The sequence below is a fragment of the Phaeovulum vinaykumarii genome (genome assembly GCF_900156695.1).
GTDB classification, from domain to species: domain Bacteria; phylum Pseudomonadota; class Alphaproteobacteria; order Rhodobacterales; family Rhodobacteraceae; genus Bieblia_A; species Bieblia_A vinaykumarii.
The window spans coordinates 1-14,217 of the sequence record NZ_FTOM01000011.1; the positions used below are offsets into that span (position 1 = coordinate 1).

14 protein-coding genes are annotated in these 14,217 nt (G+C 61.4%); 7 read left to right on the plus strand and 7 right to left on the minus strand.

Going from position 1 to position 14,217, the window contains the following annotated elements:
- Positions 1-157: 157 nt before the first annotated feature.
- The 4 genes from BW949_RS15170 to BW949_RS15180 form a co-directional block, all read right to left on the minus strand.
- A complete protein-coding gene (locus BW949_RS15170; protein WP_076367574.1) occupies positions 158-1,357 on the minus strand; it encodes a Fic family protein in 1,200 nt (399 codons plus the stop codon).
- A gap of 422 nt (positions 1,358-1,779) precedes the next feature.
- Positions 1,780-1,950 (minus strand): hypothetical protein, encoded by a 171-nt coding sequence (locus tag BW949_RS17090; RefSeq protein WP_159440074.1) that lies wholly within the window; start codon positions 1,948-1,950, stop codon positions 1,780-1,782.
- A gap of 149 nt (positions 1,951-2,099) precedes the next feature.
- Entirely contained in the window at positions 2,100-2,462 is a 363-nt protein-coding gene (locus BW949_RS17470; RefSeq protein ID WP_235816330.1) for a hypothetical protein, read from the minus strand.
- Between the two features lie 299 nt (positions 2,463-2,761).
- Positions 2,762-3,481, minus strand: a complete 720-nt coding sequence (locus BW949_RS15180; protein WP_076367576.1) for a ParA family protein — start codon at positions 3,479-3,481, stop codon at positions 2,762-2,764.
- 537 nt (positions 3,482-4,018) lie between these two features.
- Between BW949_RS15180 and BW949_RS15185 the strand changes: the two genes are divergently transcribed.
- The 5 genes from BW949_RS15185 to BW949_RS15205 all read left to right on the plus strand — a co-directional run bounded on the left by BW949_RS15185 (position 4,019) and on the right by BW949_RS15205 (position 9,594).
- The gene (locus tag BW949_RS15185) at positions 4,019-4,621 is read left to right on the plus strand and encodes a helix-turn-helix domain-containing protein (RefSeq protein WP_076367578.1); all 603 of its coding nucleotides are present in this window, start codon (positions 4,019-4,021) and stop codon (positions 4,619-4,621) included.
- On the plus strand, positions 4,608-6,935 hold the full coding sequence (locus BW949_RS15190) for a relaxase/mobilization nuclease domain-containing protein (protein ID WP_076367580.1): 2,328 nt from the start codon (positions 4,608-4,610) through the stop codon (positions 6,933-6,935). The genes BW949_RS15185 and BW949_RS15190 overlap by 14 nt, the downstream gene beginning before the upstream one ends.
- Positions 6,928-8,904: a type IV secretory system conjugative DNA transfer family protein gene (locus BW949_RS15195; RefSeq protein ID WP_076367582.1), complete on the plus strand. Its 1,977-nt coding sequence runs from the start codon at positions 6,928-6,930 to the stop codon at positions 8,902-8,904. Before BW949_RS15190 ends, BW949_RS15195 begins: the two co-directional genes overlap by 8 nt.
- A gap of 77 nt (positions 8,905-8,981) precedes the next feature.
- The gene (locus BW949_RS15200) at positions 8,982-9,239 is read left to right on the plus strand and encodes a type II toxin-antitoxin system ParD family antitoxin (protein WP_076367584.1); all 258 of its coding nucleotides are present in this window, start codon (positions 8,982-8,984) and stop codon (positions 9,237-9,239) included.
- A 4-nt stretch (positions 9,240-9,243) separates the two neighbouring features.
- Positions 9,244-9,594 carry a type II toxin-antitoxin system RelE/ParE family toxin gene (locus BW949_RS15205; RefSeq protein WP_076367586.1) on the plus strand — a complete coding sequence of 117 codons (351 nt, stop codon included), beginning with the start codon at positions 9,244-9,246 and terminating at the stop codon, positions 9,592-9,594.
- Between the two features lie 368 nt (positions 9,595-9,962).
- On the opposite strand, the gene BW949_RS15210 is transcribed toward BW949_RS15205, so the two are convergent.
- On the minus strand, positions 9,963-10,382 hold the full coding sequence (locus BW949_RS15210) for a hypothetical protein (protein WP_143524457.1): 420 nt from the start codon (positions 10,380-10,382) through the stop codon (positions 9,963-9,965).
- Between the two features lie 11 nt (positions 10,383-10,393).
- Positions 10,394-10,927, minus strand: coding sequence for a helix-turn-helix domain-containing protein (locus BW949_RS15215; protein ID WP_076367590.1), 534 nt, complete (start codon positions 10,925-10,927; stop codon positions 10,394-10,396).
- A gap of 498 nt (positions 10,928-11,425) precedes the next feature.
- On the opposite strand from BW949_RS15215, the gene BW949_RS15220 reads away from it, so the two are divergent.
- Complete coding sequence (locus tag BW949_RS15220) at positions 11,426-12,208, plus strand: hypothetical protein (RefSeq protein ID WP_097177067.1); 783 nt, start codon at positions 11,426-11,428, stop codon at positions 12,206-12,208.
- Between the two features lie 141 nt (positions 12,209-12,349).
- Here the strand turns inward: BW949_RS15220 and BW949_RS15225 are convergent, their stop codons facing one another.
- Entirely contained in the window at positions 12,350-12,598 is a 249-nt protein-coding gene (locus BW949_RS15225) for a hypothetical protein (protein WP_076367594.1), read from the minus strand.
- Positions 12,599-12,908: 310 nt separating this feature from the next.
- Here BW949_RS15225 and BW949_RS15230 point away from each other — a divergent pair, with 310 nt between their 5' ends.
- The gene (locus BW949_RS15230; RefSeq protein WP_210187221.1) at positions 12,909-14,147 is read left to right on the plus strand and encodes a hypothetical protein; all 1,239 of its coding nucleotides are present in this window, start codon (positions 12,909-12,911) and stop codon (positions 14,145-14,147) included.
- Positions 14,148-14,217: the final 70 nt, after the last annotated feature.

Genomic DNA, 14,217 nt, shown 5'->3' on the forward strand with positions numbered 1-14,217 from the left:
CGGCTCCGGAGGATGTCCCTTACCCTGAATGGCCGCTCTTCGAAAACTCGGCTCGCAGCTTCGCACTCGCAGAGAAAGTCCGGAATCCGCCCCTCGCGACGGCTCCAGCCGGCAATTCGGGTCCGAAAATGGTGGCCCTGATAACGATCAGTCTGACCTAGCCGTCCGGAAACAACCCCGGCATCCAGTCGCTCGCTAGGCGCGCCGGGAAGCTCAGGTGCAGAGGCGCGCGCTGCGTGTCTGCCTTCAGCGCGCCTGCGGCCACCAGTTCCGCCGTAACCTTGCGGGCCTGACGATCGCCGACGCCCAGAAGCTCTGGTAGCGCCCCGCGTTCCACCATGCCCGCCATCAGCGCCTCACGCATCACGACGTCAGCTCCTTTGCTCAACGTCCCCGCAGCTATCTCCGCCTTGCACCAAGTCATGATCCGCTCTCGCAGCCGTTGCGGTTGCATCAGCGTTTCCATAAAACGCACCTGGTCGATGCAGGTTTCCAAAAAGAACGAGGCGAATTCGGCAAGGCGCTGCTCGGAGAGATTGCCCCGGCCATCGGCGCCGCCGTGGCGAGGCTCGTCAGCCGCCATCAGGCGCTGCTTGTACTCCGCCTCGCGACGCGCCAGCCCGCGCGAGGCCGACCACAGCCCCTCGGAACCGACGCTATCGCGAAGCATGGCATGGGCGACCATGCGCGACACGCGCCCGTTCAGGTCGACAAACGGGTGGACCCAGACCAGCCGATGATGCGCGCAAGCGGTGGCGAGAATGGCGCCGCTGCGCCCCTGCGCACCGTACATCTTGCGCATATGCGCAAGCAGGCGAGACACAGCGCCGGGACTGGGGGCAACATGGGCGCCGATCTGCACGAAATCCGTGCGGAAGGTGCCCGGCACGATCGGCGCCTCCGAGCCATCGGGCTTGCGCACGACCAGCAACTCTGGCGGCAGGTTCTCGCAAAATCGGCGGTGGATCTCGCGCAGCATGTCGGGGGCAAGCGGATGATCAGTCAATCCGCCTGCATCGATCCAGCGTTGCACTTCGATATGCGCGACGGCCTCGAGCTGCAGGTTCCGTTTCTCGATATCGGCGCTGAAATCCTGATGAAGGGCGCGCTCGATGTCGATCGGGTGGGTGTTGTGGCCCTCGATCAGGTTCGAATAATAGCAGTTCATCGACCGAACGAGATTGGCCAGCGGCGCGCGGACCGCCTCGGGTAGTGAGGCGCGCAGGCCGCTCGATAGGCTCGCCAGGTCGACGGCGAGATCGTTCAGATGTGCGCGATGCTTCGATGCCTCCTCGGGGATCAGAGGCTCCACCACGGTGATCGCCTCGCCCTTGTCGGCAATGGGGTGGGTCGACATTTCAGCGCCTTCCGTCTCTGCCCGCCCGAAGGCAGGCTATGCCTAATCAAGTTCCGGTTGGAGATCCGGTTTTTACGGTGAGGATACAGCGACTAGGCATAAGAAAACAATTATAAAAATTTCAATGTCGTCGACGCTGGGCAGATCAGATTTCCTCAGGAAGTTCCGGTTTTATTTCCGTTTTTCGTGGTATCCGGCCTGAATCTTCGGCATGGCGTATAACTCTCGATAGAGCCATGGTGATCGCGGACAAGTTCGCCAGTAGGATTCGCTTCATTCCAGGGTATGAGCGATAGACCCTCTTTCTATAACTCATGGGGATGTGGGATGTGAGTTATAGAGGATTATATGGCGCTTTAGGCCAGCGGCCCGAGGTCACGCCGATAACCGTTTGGTCTCCGGAGGCCTCACACACTCGCCTGTCACGCAGTCTCGACCATGGGTTCGTAGCGCACATCGGTCATGGCTTCGTTCAGCCAAGCCGGCTGAACATCGCCATTATTCCATTTGTAAAGATAACCCACCAGCTTATCGGTCTTGTTGCAGAGAATGCGCATGATCGGTTCGCCGGTAAGACGGGTTTTGCTAGTCATAACGCGCTCCTTTACAAGAATTTCAGAACTGGTGAACGTGGAGGCCACAAACTTTCTGAGCGGTGTTAGTGGCTTGATGATGCAACCGCAAGATGCACGCATTAGCTGCGGCGATAAATCACCGACCAAAAATCAAGCTGTCTTTATGGTTAGGTCTCTGTCTCGTTTGGTGTACCCTGCTGCAAAGCAGCGCGATCGGCGATCTCGACCAGAAGCGCATCGATCTCAGCCCATACGCGAGGCTCGAGCTGGCCTCGGATCAGGGTCCACTTGCTCAGGACATCAAGGGGATCGTGGGTGCGCAGCAGGGCGCCTACTGCAGCCGCATCGACGGCCAAAGATGTGCGCGCGCGCCATTCGGTGATCCGCGATCTCTGTTCTTCCGATGGATCGACGAAGTCTGGCCCAAGGTTCCAAGTTTTCACGGCACGACGCAGGGCGGCCCGGATCACATGGGCAGGATCGACACCGCAGTTGATCAGGGCTTCCTCCTGCCGCTCCAGTGCGTTCACCCGAATGTCGATCTTGCGCGTCGCAGGACTGCGTCTGGTCCGATGCGGGGGCGCTGGCGACGGTGGTGCGGCGGCGAGGTCCCGCCCCAGTTCGAGAGTTGGCGCTGATGGTGCGGCGCCTTCCGGCGCGGGGGCTCTCCCCGCCTGAGCAATTCCCACACGCTCGGACTTCGGCATTGCGGTCGCCTGCGCCCCCCCTTCCCTTTCCGGGTCTTCCTTCCGCTCAGAACGCAGAGATGAGGCGTAGCCCGGATCGGGCCGAGTGATGGTCGCGATTTTCTTCCGCACCGCCCTGCCCCTCACGCTGCCAGAATGTTGTTGAGAATGTCGGTCGCTTCTTCGAGCGCTTCGACGACATGGCGCACATGCGGGCGCATGAGAGGATTGGGATCGGCCTGTTTTTGCAGCGCCACTGCGTGCAAGAGACCCTTTTCGTCCATTTCCTTGTAGACATTCCGGCGCATCATCACGGTCTCGATCACCGGAAACCGCGCAATCGCCGCCTCGATGAGCGCGGCATCGGCGCGTGTGGTCTTGGGATCGACCATGTTCAACACGACGTGGTGGCGCGGCAGGCTTGCCGGGTCGTCGACACGCTCGCGCAGCTTGGCTAACCAGTCAGCGGTCTGCGCGCCGACATCGAGATCCGAGGTCGACAGCATCACCGGGGTCACGATGTGATCAGCGAGAACCGCGATCCCGTCCGACCATTCGGCCCCGACGCCTGCGGTGTCGATGAAGATGAAATCGGCCGAGTTCGCCGCATAGACCTGCTCGATCTTGCGATCCACGCCGCCGACGCTCTCGACGGTCACTGCGCGCAGAAGCGGCGATCCCAAACCGGAGGCTTCTGCCCGCCTGTGCCAGGCGCCGAGCACGCCCGTGCTGTCGGTGTCGATCATCAGCACGCGGCGCTCTGCGGCGACCGCGGCGCTGATCAGGGCGCGCGAGAGCGTGGTCTTTCCACTTCCCCCTTTCCGGGCCATCGCAGCGATCACCACGAGATTGTCGTTCGGCATGGGCGGCCTTTCTTCAAAAATGGCTAAATGCGGCAAAGATACGTTATTGCGCTAGCCTCTGAAGAAAGGGACGTCAAGCGCAAGACGGGATGCGCCTCCCCGAAGGCGCGCAACACGTCGCACAGCGCATTGTGCTGCACGCGAAAAACGGGATCCAATTGACAGATGACGGCGTCCGTAGCGCGCGATGCGGTCTCCAGATGTCGGGCACCACTCGACATTGGCCACGGTGCATCGCGCGCGGAACGGGACGCATCAGGCGCGATGCGCGATACGGGCTGCACGGGTCATTTGGCGCGCGCCCGCAGACGTGCTGCGGGGCGCACAAAACGCGGTCCAAAGGACACGCTGCACGGTCCAGAGGGCGTAGGACGCGTTGCATTGAGCGCGATGCGCGCTGCATTCGACAAAAGACGTCAAATCGGCCCGCGTGGCCGATTTTCTACATTGAGTACAAGCCCTTATTGCCTTCTCCGCTTGCGCTGAGAGAAGGCGGGCTTGTACGAAGTTGGCAAGAAATAGGAACGTATACTTCACATGACGCGCCACCGCAGACTGACCGATCAGGAGCGCCGCCAGATCGTCCGGGAACGGGCGAAAGGCGTCTCGGTCAGTGCGATCAGCCGAAGCCTGAAGGTCTCGCCCAAGACCGTCTACAACGTGCTCGGACGGGGTCGCTCCGCTGTCTCGGCCAACGACAGCCGCACACGCGTGCTGACCATGCGCGTCACCGAGCGCGACCTTCGCGGCTTCGACGCTGCCCTCGCGCGGCGCGGGATTGCGCATCGGTCAGATGCCATGCGCTGCCTGATGCTGGCCGCTGACGATCTCCTGCGTCCGGATGAGGGGATGACGGATGAATTGAGAGGGCTAAGCGCGGCGCTGAACCGGGTCGGCAACAACGTGAACCAAGTCGCGCGACGGCTGAATGAGGCCAAGCTCAGAGGCGAGCGCCTGCCCTACACGCCTGCAAGCCATGCCGAGATCCGCGATCTCGCGGTGCTCATTTTCGACATGGCGGACCAGATCCAGGAGATGTTCCGCGCGCGGCGCCGTGCGCTGAACCTCGATGTCACCAAGGCCCTTGCCGGTTTGGCGCGGCCGGGGTCGTGCCAAGAGACCGAGCATGGCGCGGAGTGAGGCGCGTGGTGTCGGGCCCGCCCTTTTCGACCGCGACTGGAGCCGGGTCTCGGGCAGCTGGCAGGGACTTGCAAAGAAGGCGCAGATGGTGCGGGCGGCGCGGGGATATTCGCCGGCCATTTTCAAGCCGATTGCGAAGGGCGGGTGCCACACCGGCGCGCAGCTGAGGGCGCAGCTCACCTATCTGACCACCAAGTCGAGCCATATCCTCGACAGCCGCGGCACCCATGACGGCAAGAAGACCCTGACCGAGGCCGAGATCGACCGGGTCGTGCGGCGCTTCGAGAACCAATGGAGCGAGCGGCACAGCCCCAAGCTCGGCCATACCTCGCATCTTCTCATGGCATTCCCCGTCGGAACCAGCGGTGAAGAGGTGCGCGCGATCACGGAAACTGTCTGCGAACGGTTCTTTCAAGGTGAGGGGTCGCAATTCGACTATATTGCTGCAATACACCAAGATCGCGCGCATCCACATGCGCATATCGTTCTGAACCGTCGCAGCAAGGATGGCGAAATGTTCTTCCTCGGCAAGGATCACCACTTCAACTACGACGCCTTCCGGGTGGCGATGGTCGAGGCGGCCCAGGTCCACGGGATCCGGCTCGAGGCGACACGGCGCCTCGACCGGGGGGTGACAACCTACCGAGCCGAGACCCGCGAAGTCTACAAGGCGCGTGACGAGGGCCGGCCACCGGTCGAGCGTCAGCGCACGGGGGCCGATCTGGCCGCGGCCCTTGAAACGGTGGCGCGCAATGCGCTGACCTATCGGGGTCTGGCTGCCGAAGCGTCGCGGTCGAATTTCGATGACGTCGCCGAGGCGCTCAAGCGCGCCAGCACCATCCTTGCCAATGGCGGTCAGATCCAATCTGACGGAGCCATTTACATGTCCCAAGACGAGACGGCGTTCGACACGCTGATTACCGAGTTTTCGCAAAACATCCGCCAGATCGAGGCCGCGATCGAGCGGGCGCCTGCGGGCGATCGACCGGAGATCGAGCGCAAACTCTCCGATGTCCTGACTTCGGTTGCGCAACTCAACCCGCTCGGGGTTCGCTCGGCCGCGCTGCTCGACGCCCCCTCCCGAGACGGGGTCTATGTGCGCGCCAATATGCGCGAAGATCAGGTTGCGCGCCTCGACGACGATACCGTGAAGGCGCGCCTCTCCGAGGTTCTGCAGGGCACGGGGATTGACCCCGAGGCCGTTGCGGCCCGCATGCGGGAGGGCGCTGGCAATGCCGCTCTCGAACGGCAGTGGCTTGCGCAGGATCTGCGCGCCGTCGCCAAGGCCGGGGATCTTGATCTGGAGAAGGACGCCGATCGCGAGGACGCACTCGACCGGTTGGAGGCCATTCATGTCCGCCTCGGCGATGCTCTGACCGATGCGCGCATCTTGCGGGTAGTCGAGGAGGTCAAGGATGACGCGGTTGCCCAGACCGAGCGCGCGGCGCTGCCGGCGCGCGAGCGGGACATCTTTGCCCCCTCCGAGCGACGCGACTTCCAAGATCTCGTGGCCCAGTTCCGCCGGACCGATTTCGACCACCCCTTCTCGGATGATCCCTCGGTCTACAAGGCAGGCGTCATCGAAGTAGAAGAGGCCCGCGCTGCCTTCAACGCCTATGCACAGCGATCGCCCGATCATGCAGAACTTGCGTCGATGGCCTGGGAGAAGATCACCGACAGCCGCAGGCCGCCCGAATATGCCGTCGCGGAGAACGATCGCAGGCTCCACGCCGGAGATATGGATCTCGCGTTGCGTGATCCTTCGCAACAGCTCGGGCCCATCACCGAGGACATGCGCACCCTCGCGCTTTATCGGGCAGAAATGCCGGATGAAGAATTCGGAATGGCGGTTGAGGAGGAGATCAGCCGGCTGCGCGCCATGGGGGCATCGCGCGCCTATATCAGTGAGCGAAGCCTGGAGATCGAAGACCAGGCGCGGCAAAGCTATGCTGAGCGGCGCTTCCTGGCAGAGACGGCTCCCGACGTAACGACGTTCCTGCGTAGGGCCGAGGCGGAGGAAGGGCACCCTCTTTCCGATGCCGCCGGGCAGCGTCTGGTCGCGCAGATCGACAGAAACCTTGCGCCCGACGCGATCACCGCCCTTCGCGCGGGTCATGCCGATGTGCTGGACAAGTTCACCCAAGACCCGCTGCGGCAGTTGGAACTCGCCAAGGCCTATCTCGAGAGCAGCGAGGTCACGGCCCACGGCGCTGCGATGGAGCGGGTGCTGGATGCCCTCGCCGAAGAGCAGATCGAGGCACAGCGCGCACGTCACGCCGCCGGGCATGGTGAAAAGGGGATCACCCATGGATAAGGGGAAGATCGCGGCCGGAATCCTGAGCCTCACGCTGGTCGGCCTCGCCATCGGCTATGTCGTGGCCACGGGCTACCTGACCATCCGCTATGGGCTGCCGACGAGGACCTTCGACATCTCCTTGCTCGCGCGGGAATATCGCGCGCTCGGGCGCGCTGCCCCGCGCGACTTCCTCTGGGTGAACCTGATCCTCGCAGGCTTTGGTATCGCTGCGCTCATGCTGAGTGTCACGCTTCTTGGCGATGCCCTCACCCGATTTGGCACGACGCATTGGCAGAGCCGGAGCGAAATGAAGCGCAACGGCTTCTTCGCCAAGCCGGGCGGCGGGTTTCTTCTGGGCAAGCTCGGCCCGCCGAAATCGAAGCGCCCCTTCCTTGTCTCGAAGACCTTTCCGCATGCGCTGATCGTGGCGCCGACGGGCCGGGGCAAGGGCGTGGGTTTCGTGATCCCGAACTTGCTCACCTACAAGGGCTCAGCCGTGGTGCTCGACGTGAAGGGCGAGAACTTCCGCGAAACCGCGCGGTTTCGCGCCAGCATGGGCGACAAGGTGTTTCGGTTTGCGCCGACCGATTGGGATCGACCGACGCATCGCTATAACCCCCTTGCGCGCATTGCGGCCATGAGCAATCCCGACCGCCAACAGATGGAACTTAAGCTCACCGCCAAGCTGTTCTTGCAAACCGACAACGAAAAACTGAGCGGGCTTCTGGCCGGGGGGATCGATCTCTTCGTGGCGGCCGGGCTTCTGGCCTTCGAGCGCGGCGTGCCGACCATCGGTGAAATCTACCGCATTACCGCATCGGGCGGCGACAAGCAGAAGGAATATCTGAAACGCGCGCAAGAGGTGAAGAACCCGTCGGCCAAGCTGATCTTTGAGCGCATGGCCTCGACCAACAACGATACTCTGACTTCCTACCTTTCGCTTCTGATGACCTCGGGTCTCGACACCTGGGATAACCGCGCGATCGATGCGGCCACGGCGACTTCGGACTTCTCCTTTCGGGATATCCGGCGGCGGCCCCATGCGATCTATCTCGTGGTCGAATCCGAGATGATCCGCCCCCTCGCCCCTTTGATCCGCCTTTTCTTCTCTGACCTCATCGCCTCTTTGCAGGCGCGGGAGCCCGGCGAAGACGAGCCTTGGCCGGTGATGATCCTGCTCGACGAGTTCGACCGGCTCGGGAAAATGCCGATCGTCGCCGAGAGCATCAAGACGTTGCGCTCCTTTGGCGGCAACCTGGCCATCGTCACCCAGACCATCCCGGCGCTGGACGAAATCTATGGTGAAAACACCCGTCGATCGCTTCAGGGCGGTGCAGGCGTGAAGCTCTACCTTACCCCGTCCGAGCAAAAGACCATCGAGGAGTTGAGCCAGGCCGTCGGCAAGACCACGAAGCGCGTGGTGACCCGCTCCCGCGCGGTCGGGCGCAATCCGTTCGAGGGGCGCAGCGTTTCCGAGCGGACCGAGGATACGCCGCTTCTGACCGAAGATCAGGCGCGACGCATGGATCTGGACGAGGTGATCCTCGTGATCGACGCGCAAATGCCGATCCGAGCGCGGCGGATCAAGTATTTCGAGGACCCGGCGCTGAAAGCACTTCATGCGACTCAGGCGGGAAGCTTCCCCTACCCCGATGAAGAGGGCTTGCGACGGGATCGGCAAATGTCCGAGACGCGGGAGACGGTGGAGAAGCTCAAGCAAGAGCTGCTGGAGGTTCGTGCGGCCACCGGGGCCCAGGGGTCACCTGCCGTTTCCAAAGCGGCAGAGGGACCAGGTGTCGAAACTCAAGAGCCTCTTCCCAAGCTCTCTGGCCGAGCGCGCGGCCGCGCAGCGCGCGCAGCGGCGGGCGGGGGGGGCTCCGGCCAGCTGTCGTTCGATCTCGCAGGATTGGGGCTAAAAGAGTCAGACAAGGCAGAGCTTGCGGCCGCAGTTCAGACGACGCGGGCGATCGTCGCGGAGTATGCGTGATGCGCAGAAGTTGCATGCAGGCGTCGACATCAAGGCCCCGATGGCATATATTGCCATCGCCTCGAATGGAGACACCTATGGCCACCCGAAACGTCGTTCTGACGGACGCGCAATCCGACCTCGTGGACCGGCTCATCGCCTCGGGTCGCTTTCAGAACGCTTCCGAGGCCCTGCGAGCTGGGCTGCGTCTGCTCGAGCGCGAGGAGGCGGAGCTGGGCGACCTGCGCAACCGCTTGGTCGCCGGGCTCGATCAGGCCCGGCGCGGCGATCTCGCCGAGGGCAGCGGCGAAGAGGCGATCCGCCGCGCCTTTGCCGCTGCGCGCGCGAGCCTCTGATCCGATGCCAACGCCTAAACCTTGGCGGCTGACGCGCGCGGCAGAAGCATCACTGATCGAAATCGCCCATTGGACCCTCGAAACCTTCGGGCCCAGGCAGGCCGCCGCCTATGAAGATGACCTGATCGCCACGTGCCGCGACATAGCCGCAGGAACAGTTGCGTCGCAGGATTGTCGCCGGCTTGTTGACGCAGACATGCCCGAGGATCTGCGTTTTGCGCGAGTGGGTCAGCATTTCGTGGTGTTCATCGAGGATGCGGCGCAGGTGATCATCATCGACATCTTGCACAACCGTACCGATCTGCCGCGACGGCTCGCGAATCTAGGCGCGCTACGCGGCCCGCGGGACCACTGACGCCGGTCGACCGGAGAGCGTACCGAACGCATTTCGAAGACGACGACTTGATCGACGAGGTCTGCCCTTACCGGCCGTTCTATCCTGCCCGCTGCAGCGGAGCTAAAACCCGGAACCTGAGTGGCGGAGTGGTAGGCACGATGTCTGTAAATGTCCCCTTAAGTCTGCGTGCGCAGCAGAATCCTTGACTCTCTGCGCTCAATCATTATGTTTGCGGTGTGCCATAAAGAGCATCTTGGGCCGGGTTATCTTGGATATTGCTCCGCCCACTTGGATGATGGTTCTGCCAAGAGGATCATTTGCAGGACACGTAAGGGTGGCGTCCGACCCCATGAGCTAAGGACGCGCTGCTACTGCGAGCACATAGATCAACGCACGGTTCCCACACGGGTGCCGTGCGTTTTTGTTCCAGAGTAGGCCGTGATCACCGACCAATGCGCATCCTCGCCACGTGGCGTACGGTGCTCGACAATCGCGGTCCCGGTCCGCGAGCGGACAGCCATCGCCCTGAGAGTCCTCCAATTGTGATCCCCGAAAAACACGGGGGTGCCCTCTCGGACAATCGTCGCGACATACCCAGCCACGGACCCAAAATCAGGAAAGCCGGCCGAGACCATCTCGCGCTGGTGCTCAGCCCAGATGTGTTCGGCGCCAAAGCCACGATTGGGGCCAGTGTGCCGTCCATGAAAGAGACGGATCTCGCCGGCCGGCAGGATAATGCCTGGCGCGCGCATCTCAAGCAGCCGCCCGAATGCGTGGGCACCCGAAGGATGCAGGATCGGGGTCATCGACATCAATCTCAGTCCTCGGTCTTTGCAGTTGTCGCACGCTGCTTGGCGGCCGCTGCCCGCGCATTTGCCCGTGCATTCGGGCGCTCTGTTTTCTGACGCGCGGCCTCACGTTCAGCCCGCTCATCGTCAAAATCCGGGGCGAGCTTCTTCAGTTTCCGAACCAGCCCATCGAGATGATAGATGTTGGATCCGAAATCCCCTGCCGCTGTCGTTTGCTGCTCGCGCCTCAGAAAACCCTGTGCTTCCAAGTCGCGAATATGCTTTTGCAAGGTCGTCTCAGACATATCCAGACGTTCTAGAAGCTTCCGTTTTGACGGGAAGGGTGGCTTCGCTGGGTCCATCCAATAGCTCAACAACTGAACCAGAATATTGAACTGGGCCGTGTTCAACCCAAGACGCTTCTGGCCCCGAACGAGAATGTTCGGAACACCGGTAAAACCATGACTCATCACGGCGGGGCCGAAGATCCTTTCGGTCGAGGACTTCTGACGCTTTGCCGGGGGGGCTTCAGCCTTATGATGCGATGTCTTCCTCTGGGGCATTGCTCGCGCCTCCTTTCGGCATTGGATCTACGAGCCACTTTTCCCGAGAACAAGGCGTCCCACGAGATTGGCGGTGTGCAGTTTCTATGCCCACCAACATTCCGCTATCCCGATGGCTGGCGTATCCCGATATCTGGGTAGCGGTACTTAGCTGTTCAGGTTCTTGGGTAAGGTGGATCGAAATCTACACCTACCCGTGGGGGCAATTATTTGCCATCGCGAAATACGCTTGGATCCAAAAATTATGCTGGTTCCACCACTTGAATAGTGTTTCTTCTTGGCAAATGCCACACTGAGTGGGCCACCGAGCGCCAGCCAAACCCGCAACCTCACAAAAGATGATGTTGCAATAGCTGCGCCTCATCATTAACTTCGTTCAGCAAGGGTGAATCCCGTAGCTGTCGCCGGCTGAAACCTTCGTCTCCTGATACTGCACTTGAACTCGATCTCTCACTCGATGGTCGTGTCTAACCGGCGATCACGGCCTTGGAGATGAGCATGATCGACGCCACCATTCCGTTTCACCTGTCCGCAGCCGACTTGCCTAACTTGAAAAAGGCCGAGGCGCTGCATATGCCGGGTATTGCCCCCAGCCTCCGCCCAGAACTAATTGCACGGGCCCTTGGCTTTCACACCGCCACTGGCTTCAGGCAGACGCTCCAAGCGGATCCTGATCGTGAGCATGAAATCAAGCTCTCTTTCCAGACGGCAGCAGACTTTGCCCGCTCTCGCGAACTCGTCGTGTTGGCTCGGAACATCTACGATATCCTCGCGACGACCGTGATGGTGAAGGAAGCCTCACGCGATCCGGAAATCAACGACATGGGGTACGGCAACAGATATCTCTGGCCGGAAAACCGCCACATCAGCGACGAGCTGGCTGGTGTGTCTGTCCACATGCAGGGCAATGTCCGGTCAGCAATCTGGCGCAAGCGGATCAGCGAATCTCGTGCCAAGGTAATGGAAATTGCGAAACGCGACAGCCTCCTTCACGCACTCGCCTACGCGTCCCGCCTCGAGAAGATCAAGACGACGCAAGAAAAAGGTACCTATTTCTTGAAACATCGAGCCGAAGAAACTCCCTTCCGGCTCTTCGGAGGCGTAGTGATTGGGCACAATTACGTATCGAACACGGATATGATCATCGCCATGCTGCATCTTGGCTTCCAGATGAATGGCCGGCACCGGATGGTCGAAAGGCTCAACCCACGGTTCAATTACTCAATGAAATCGGTCGTCGCGATGAAGCCATACTCCGTCCGCGACAAAGACGCCGCCTAATTCATCTCTACCCCCGAGCCGGGAGGGAATCACTGCTCTGGTTCGCGCCTGCAATGGTCGTTGGTGAGCGCTTCGCGCTCACCAATCAAACTTTGGACATCGGCCATGTCGGCAGCCGCGCTCTGCCTGGCGGGCCAGAGGTCAGCGCTTCTTGTTCGATTGGGACAGAACCGAACCAGCGAGTGCTTTCGTCTTGTCGGAGTAGCGATTGCTACGAAGAACCTTGGAAGCCAGATCCTCCATTTCGGCACCCGTTTGACGATCGGTGCGGGACTGTGACAGCACCGAGCCGGCAAGCTTTCGGGCAACTTGGGACGAACCTGGTTTGAACAGTGTGTCGGCTGCCAAAGAGGCAACCTGACTCGAAGTGCCTTTACGATTAATCGCCATGAGGTTCCCCCTATGTGGTGCGCGATTTTCCTAAACATACCAAATCTGGTGTTGATTTCCTACGTCTGCAAGTCTGCCGTACAAAATTTTGCTGATTTGATTGGGCGCAGCTACCCGACTCCGCATCGCCGACAGTTCGTTTTCCGCCCCTTGCGAGGATGATGGCGCTATCTGCGCACTCGGCCCTTTGCTGCCGGTCGCATTTTTGAGTGCCGCGCTCCGAACCGGCCATTCGAGCGCACCGCGGCAGGAAGTACGGTCGGCCCTGAACAGACGCACGTGCGGGGCGTAGCGCAAAGCTGCGCGCAATATGACTTCTGGCGCGGACCAGTCGTTTGCCGCGCTCCACGACCGGATATTTAAGCTGCGCGTGGGGTTAATGATTGAACGCTTTGGGCCACACTTTCGCCCAGATCATCGAAAAGGCTCGCATAAGAGGATATGTGAGAGTTTTTCAATGCGTAGCGCAAAGTATATTTCCCTCCTCACCGCGTCGGTCTCGGTGGTCACCGGGCTTGCGCTGTTCGGGGTCGCATGGGCGGGGGGGCGTGCCGCTATCATCCACGTCCTGCACGACGAGCCATCCGGGGCTTTGATCGTAGGCACGATGGCGCTTGTGGCTTTTCTGACCTGTCTGTTGTTTTTGATGCCGAGCATGTTGCGCCAGTTCGTCGAGCTTGGCGCAAGGCCCGATCTGCGCGGCCCGATCAGTTTCGGCGCAAGCTTGGTGCTGCTCACCCTTCTGTTCGGCAATGCCGTCGTGCTGATGAGACCGGAAGCTCTGCTGTTCGGCGTCCTGCCGCGCGGGGCGCTTTTCCCGATGACGCTGATCTTCGCCATACTCTTCTGCCTCGTCTTCATCTATCCTGGCCTCGCCTACCCCAAGGGCGTCCAGGTGCCGCCGCCCCGTCCCAAGCCGCAGATCGTCCACGGGCCACCTCAGCTGCCCCCGGTCCTGCGCGGCGTGTTCCGGGCCCTGCTTATCGCATACCTACTGCTCTTCCTGTTCTCCCCCTATGCGTTCCTGTTTGGCCGTGTCATTCCCGACCCCACGATTGTTGAAGCCAATCGCGAATATCTCCTTTTGACCGCTTTTCTGGCGTCGCTGCCGTTCGGTTTGCATATCGCGACACGGCCGATAACGCAGGGCCGGACGCTGATCGACCATCTCCGGGCGAAAGGACCATTTCTGCTTTCTGTTATAGCGATGAACGGGCTTGTTTGCCTGGTCTTTCCGGAACGCGGCTTGCCGATCCTTGCCAATGCCTTTGGCGATGCGAAACCCGAGGCGCGGTCTTATCGGGTGATTTCCGCGAGGCCGATGTCGGGCCTCAAGTTCTGCGGGGCGCAGGTGGTGATTGAGCTCGACCCCGAGACCGGGCGCCGCTTCGACCTGTGCCATATGCCGGTTAACATCGCCGAGCGGGCAAAGCCCGGCGATACGCTCTATTTTTTCGGTAAATCGGCGGGCTTTGGCTTGACGCCCGAGAGGGTCATGTTGCGGTCGGTTCAGGGCGATACGGCGCCCGACGTAGTGCCCGAGACTTAAACTTGGCTGAAGCGACAATGCTGGCATGCGCGTACAATGGGCAGTGTGGATTCGAGATGGCCCGCGAACA

Excerpts from the sequence above, each read along its gene's own strand:
- BW949_RS15170 (WP_076367574.1), bottom strand. The coding sequence starts at position 1,357 with ATGTCGACCCACCCCATTGCCGACAAGGGCGAGGCGATCACCGTGGTG.
- BW949_RS17090 (WP_159440074.1), bottom strand. The coding sequence starts at position 1,950 with ATGACTAGCAAAACCCGTCTTACCGGCGAACCGATCATGCGCATTCTC.
- BW949_RS15180 (WP_076367576.1), bottom strand. The coding sequence starts at position 3,481 with ATGCCGAACGACAATCTCGTGGTGATCGCTGCGATGGCCCGGAAAGGG.
- BW949_RS15185 (WP_076367578.1), top strand. The coding sequence starts at position 4,019 with ATGACGCGCCACCGCAGACTGACCGATCAGGAGCGCCGCCAGATCGTC.
- BW949_RS15190 (WP_076367580.1), top strand. The coding sequence starts at position 4,608 with ATGGCGCGGAGTGAGGCGCGTGGTGTCGGGCCCGCCCTTTTCGACCGC.
- BW949_RS15195 (WP_076367582.1), top strand. The coding sequence starts at position 6,928 with ATGGATAAGGGGAAGATCGCGGCCGGAATCCTGAGCCTCACGCTGGTC.
- BW949_RS15200 (WP_076367584.1), top strand. The coding sequence starts at position 8,982 with ATGGCCACCCGAAACGTCGTTCTGACGGACGCGCAATCCGACCTCGTG.
- BW949_RS15205 (WP_076367586.1), top strand. The coding sequence starts at position 9,244 with ATGCCAACGCCTAAACCTTGGCGGCTGACGCGCGCGGCAGAAGCATCA.
- BW949_RS15210 (WP_143524457.1), bottom strand. The coding sequence starts at position 10,382 with ATGACCCCGATCCTGCATCCTTCGGGTGCCCACGCATTCGGGCGGCTG.
- BW949_RS15215 (WP_076367590.1), bottom strand. The coding sequence starts at position 10,927 with ATGCCCCAGAGGAAGACATCGCATCATAAGGCTGAAGCCCCCCCGGCA.
- BW949_RS15220 (WP_097177067.1), top strand. The coding sequence starts at position 11,426 with ATGATCGACGCCACCATTCCGTTTCACCTGTCCGCAGCCGACTTGCCT.
- BW949_RS15225 (WP_076367594.1), bottom strand. The coding sequence starts at position 12,598 with ATGGCGATTAATCGTAAAGGCACTTCGAGTCAGGTTGCCTCTTTGGCA.
- BW949_RS15230 (WP_210187221.1), top strand. The coding sequence starts at position 12,909 with ATGACTTCTGGCGCGGACCAGTCGTTTGCCGCGCTCCACGACCGGATA.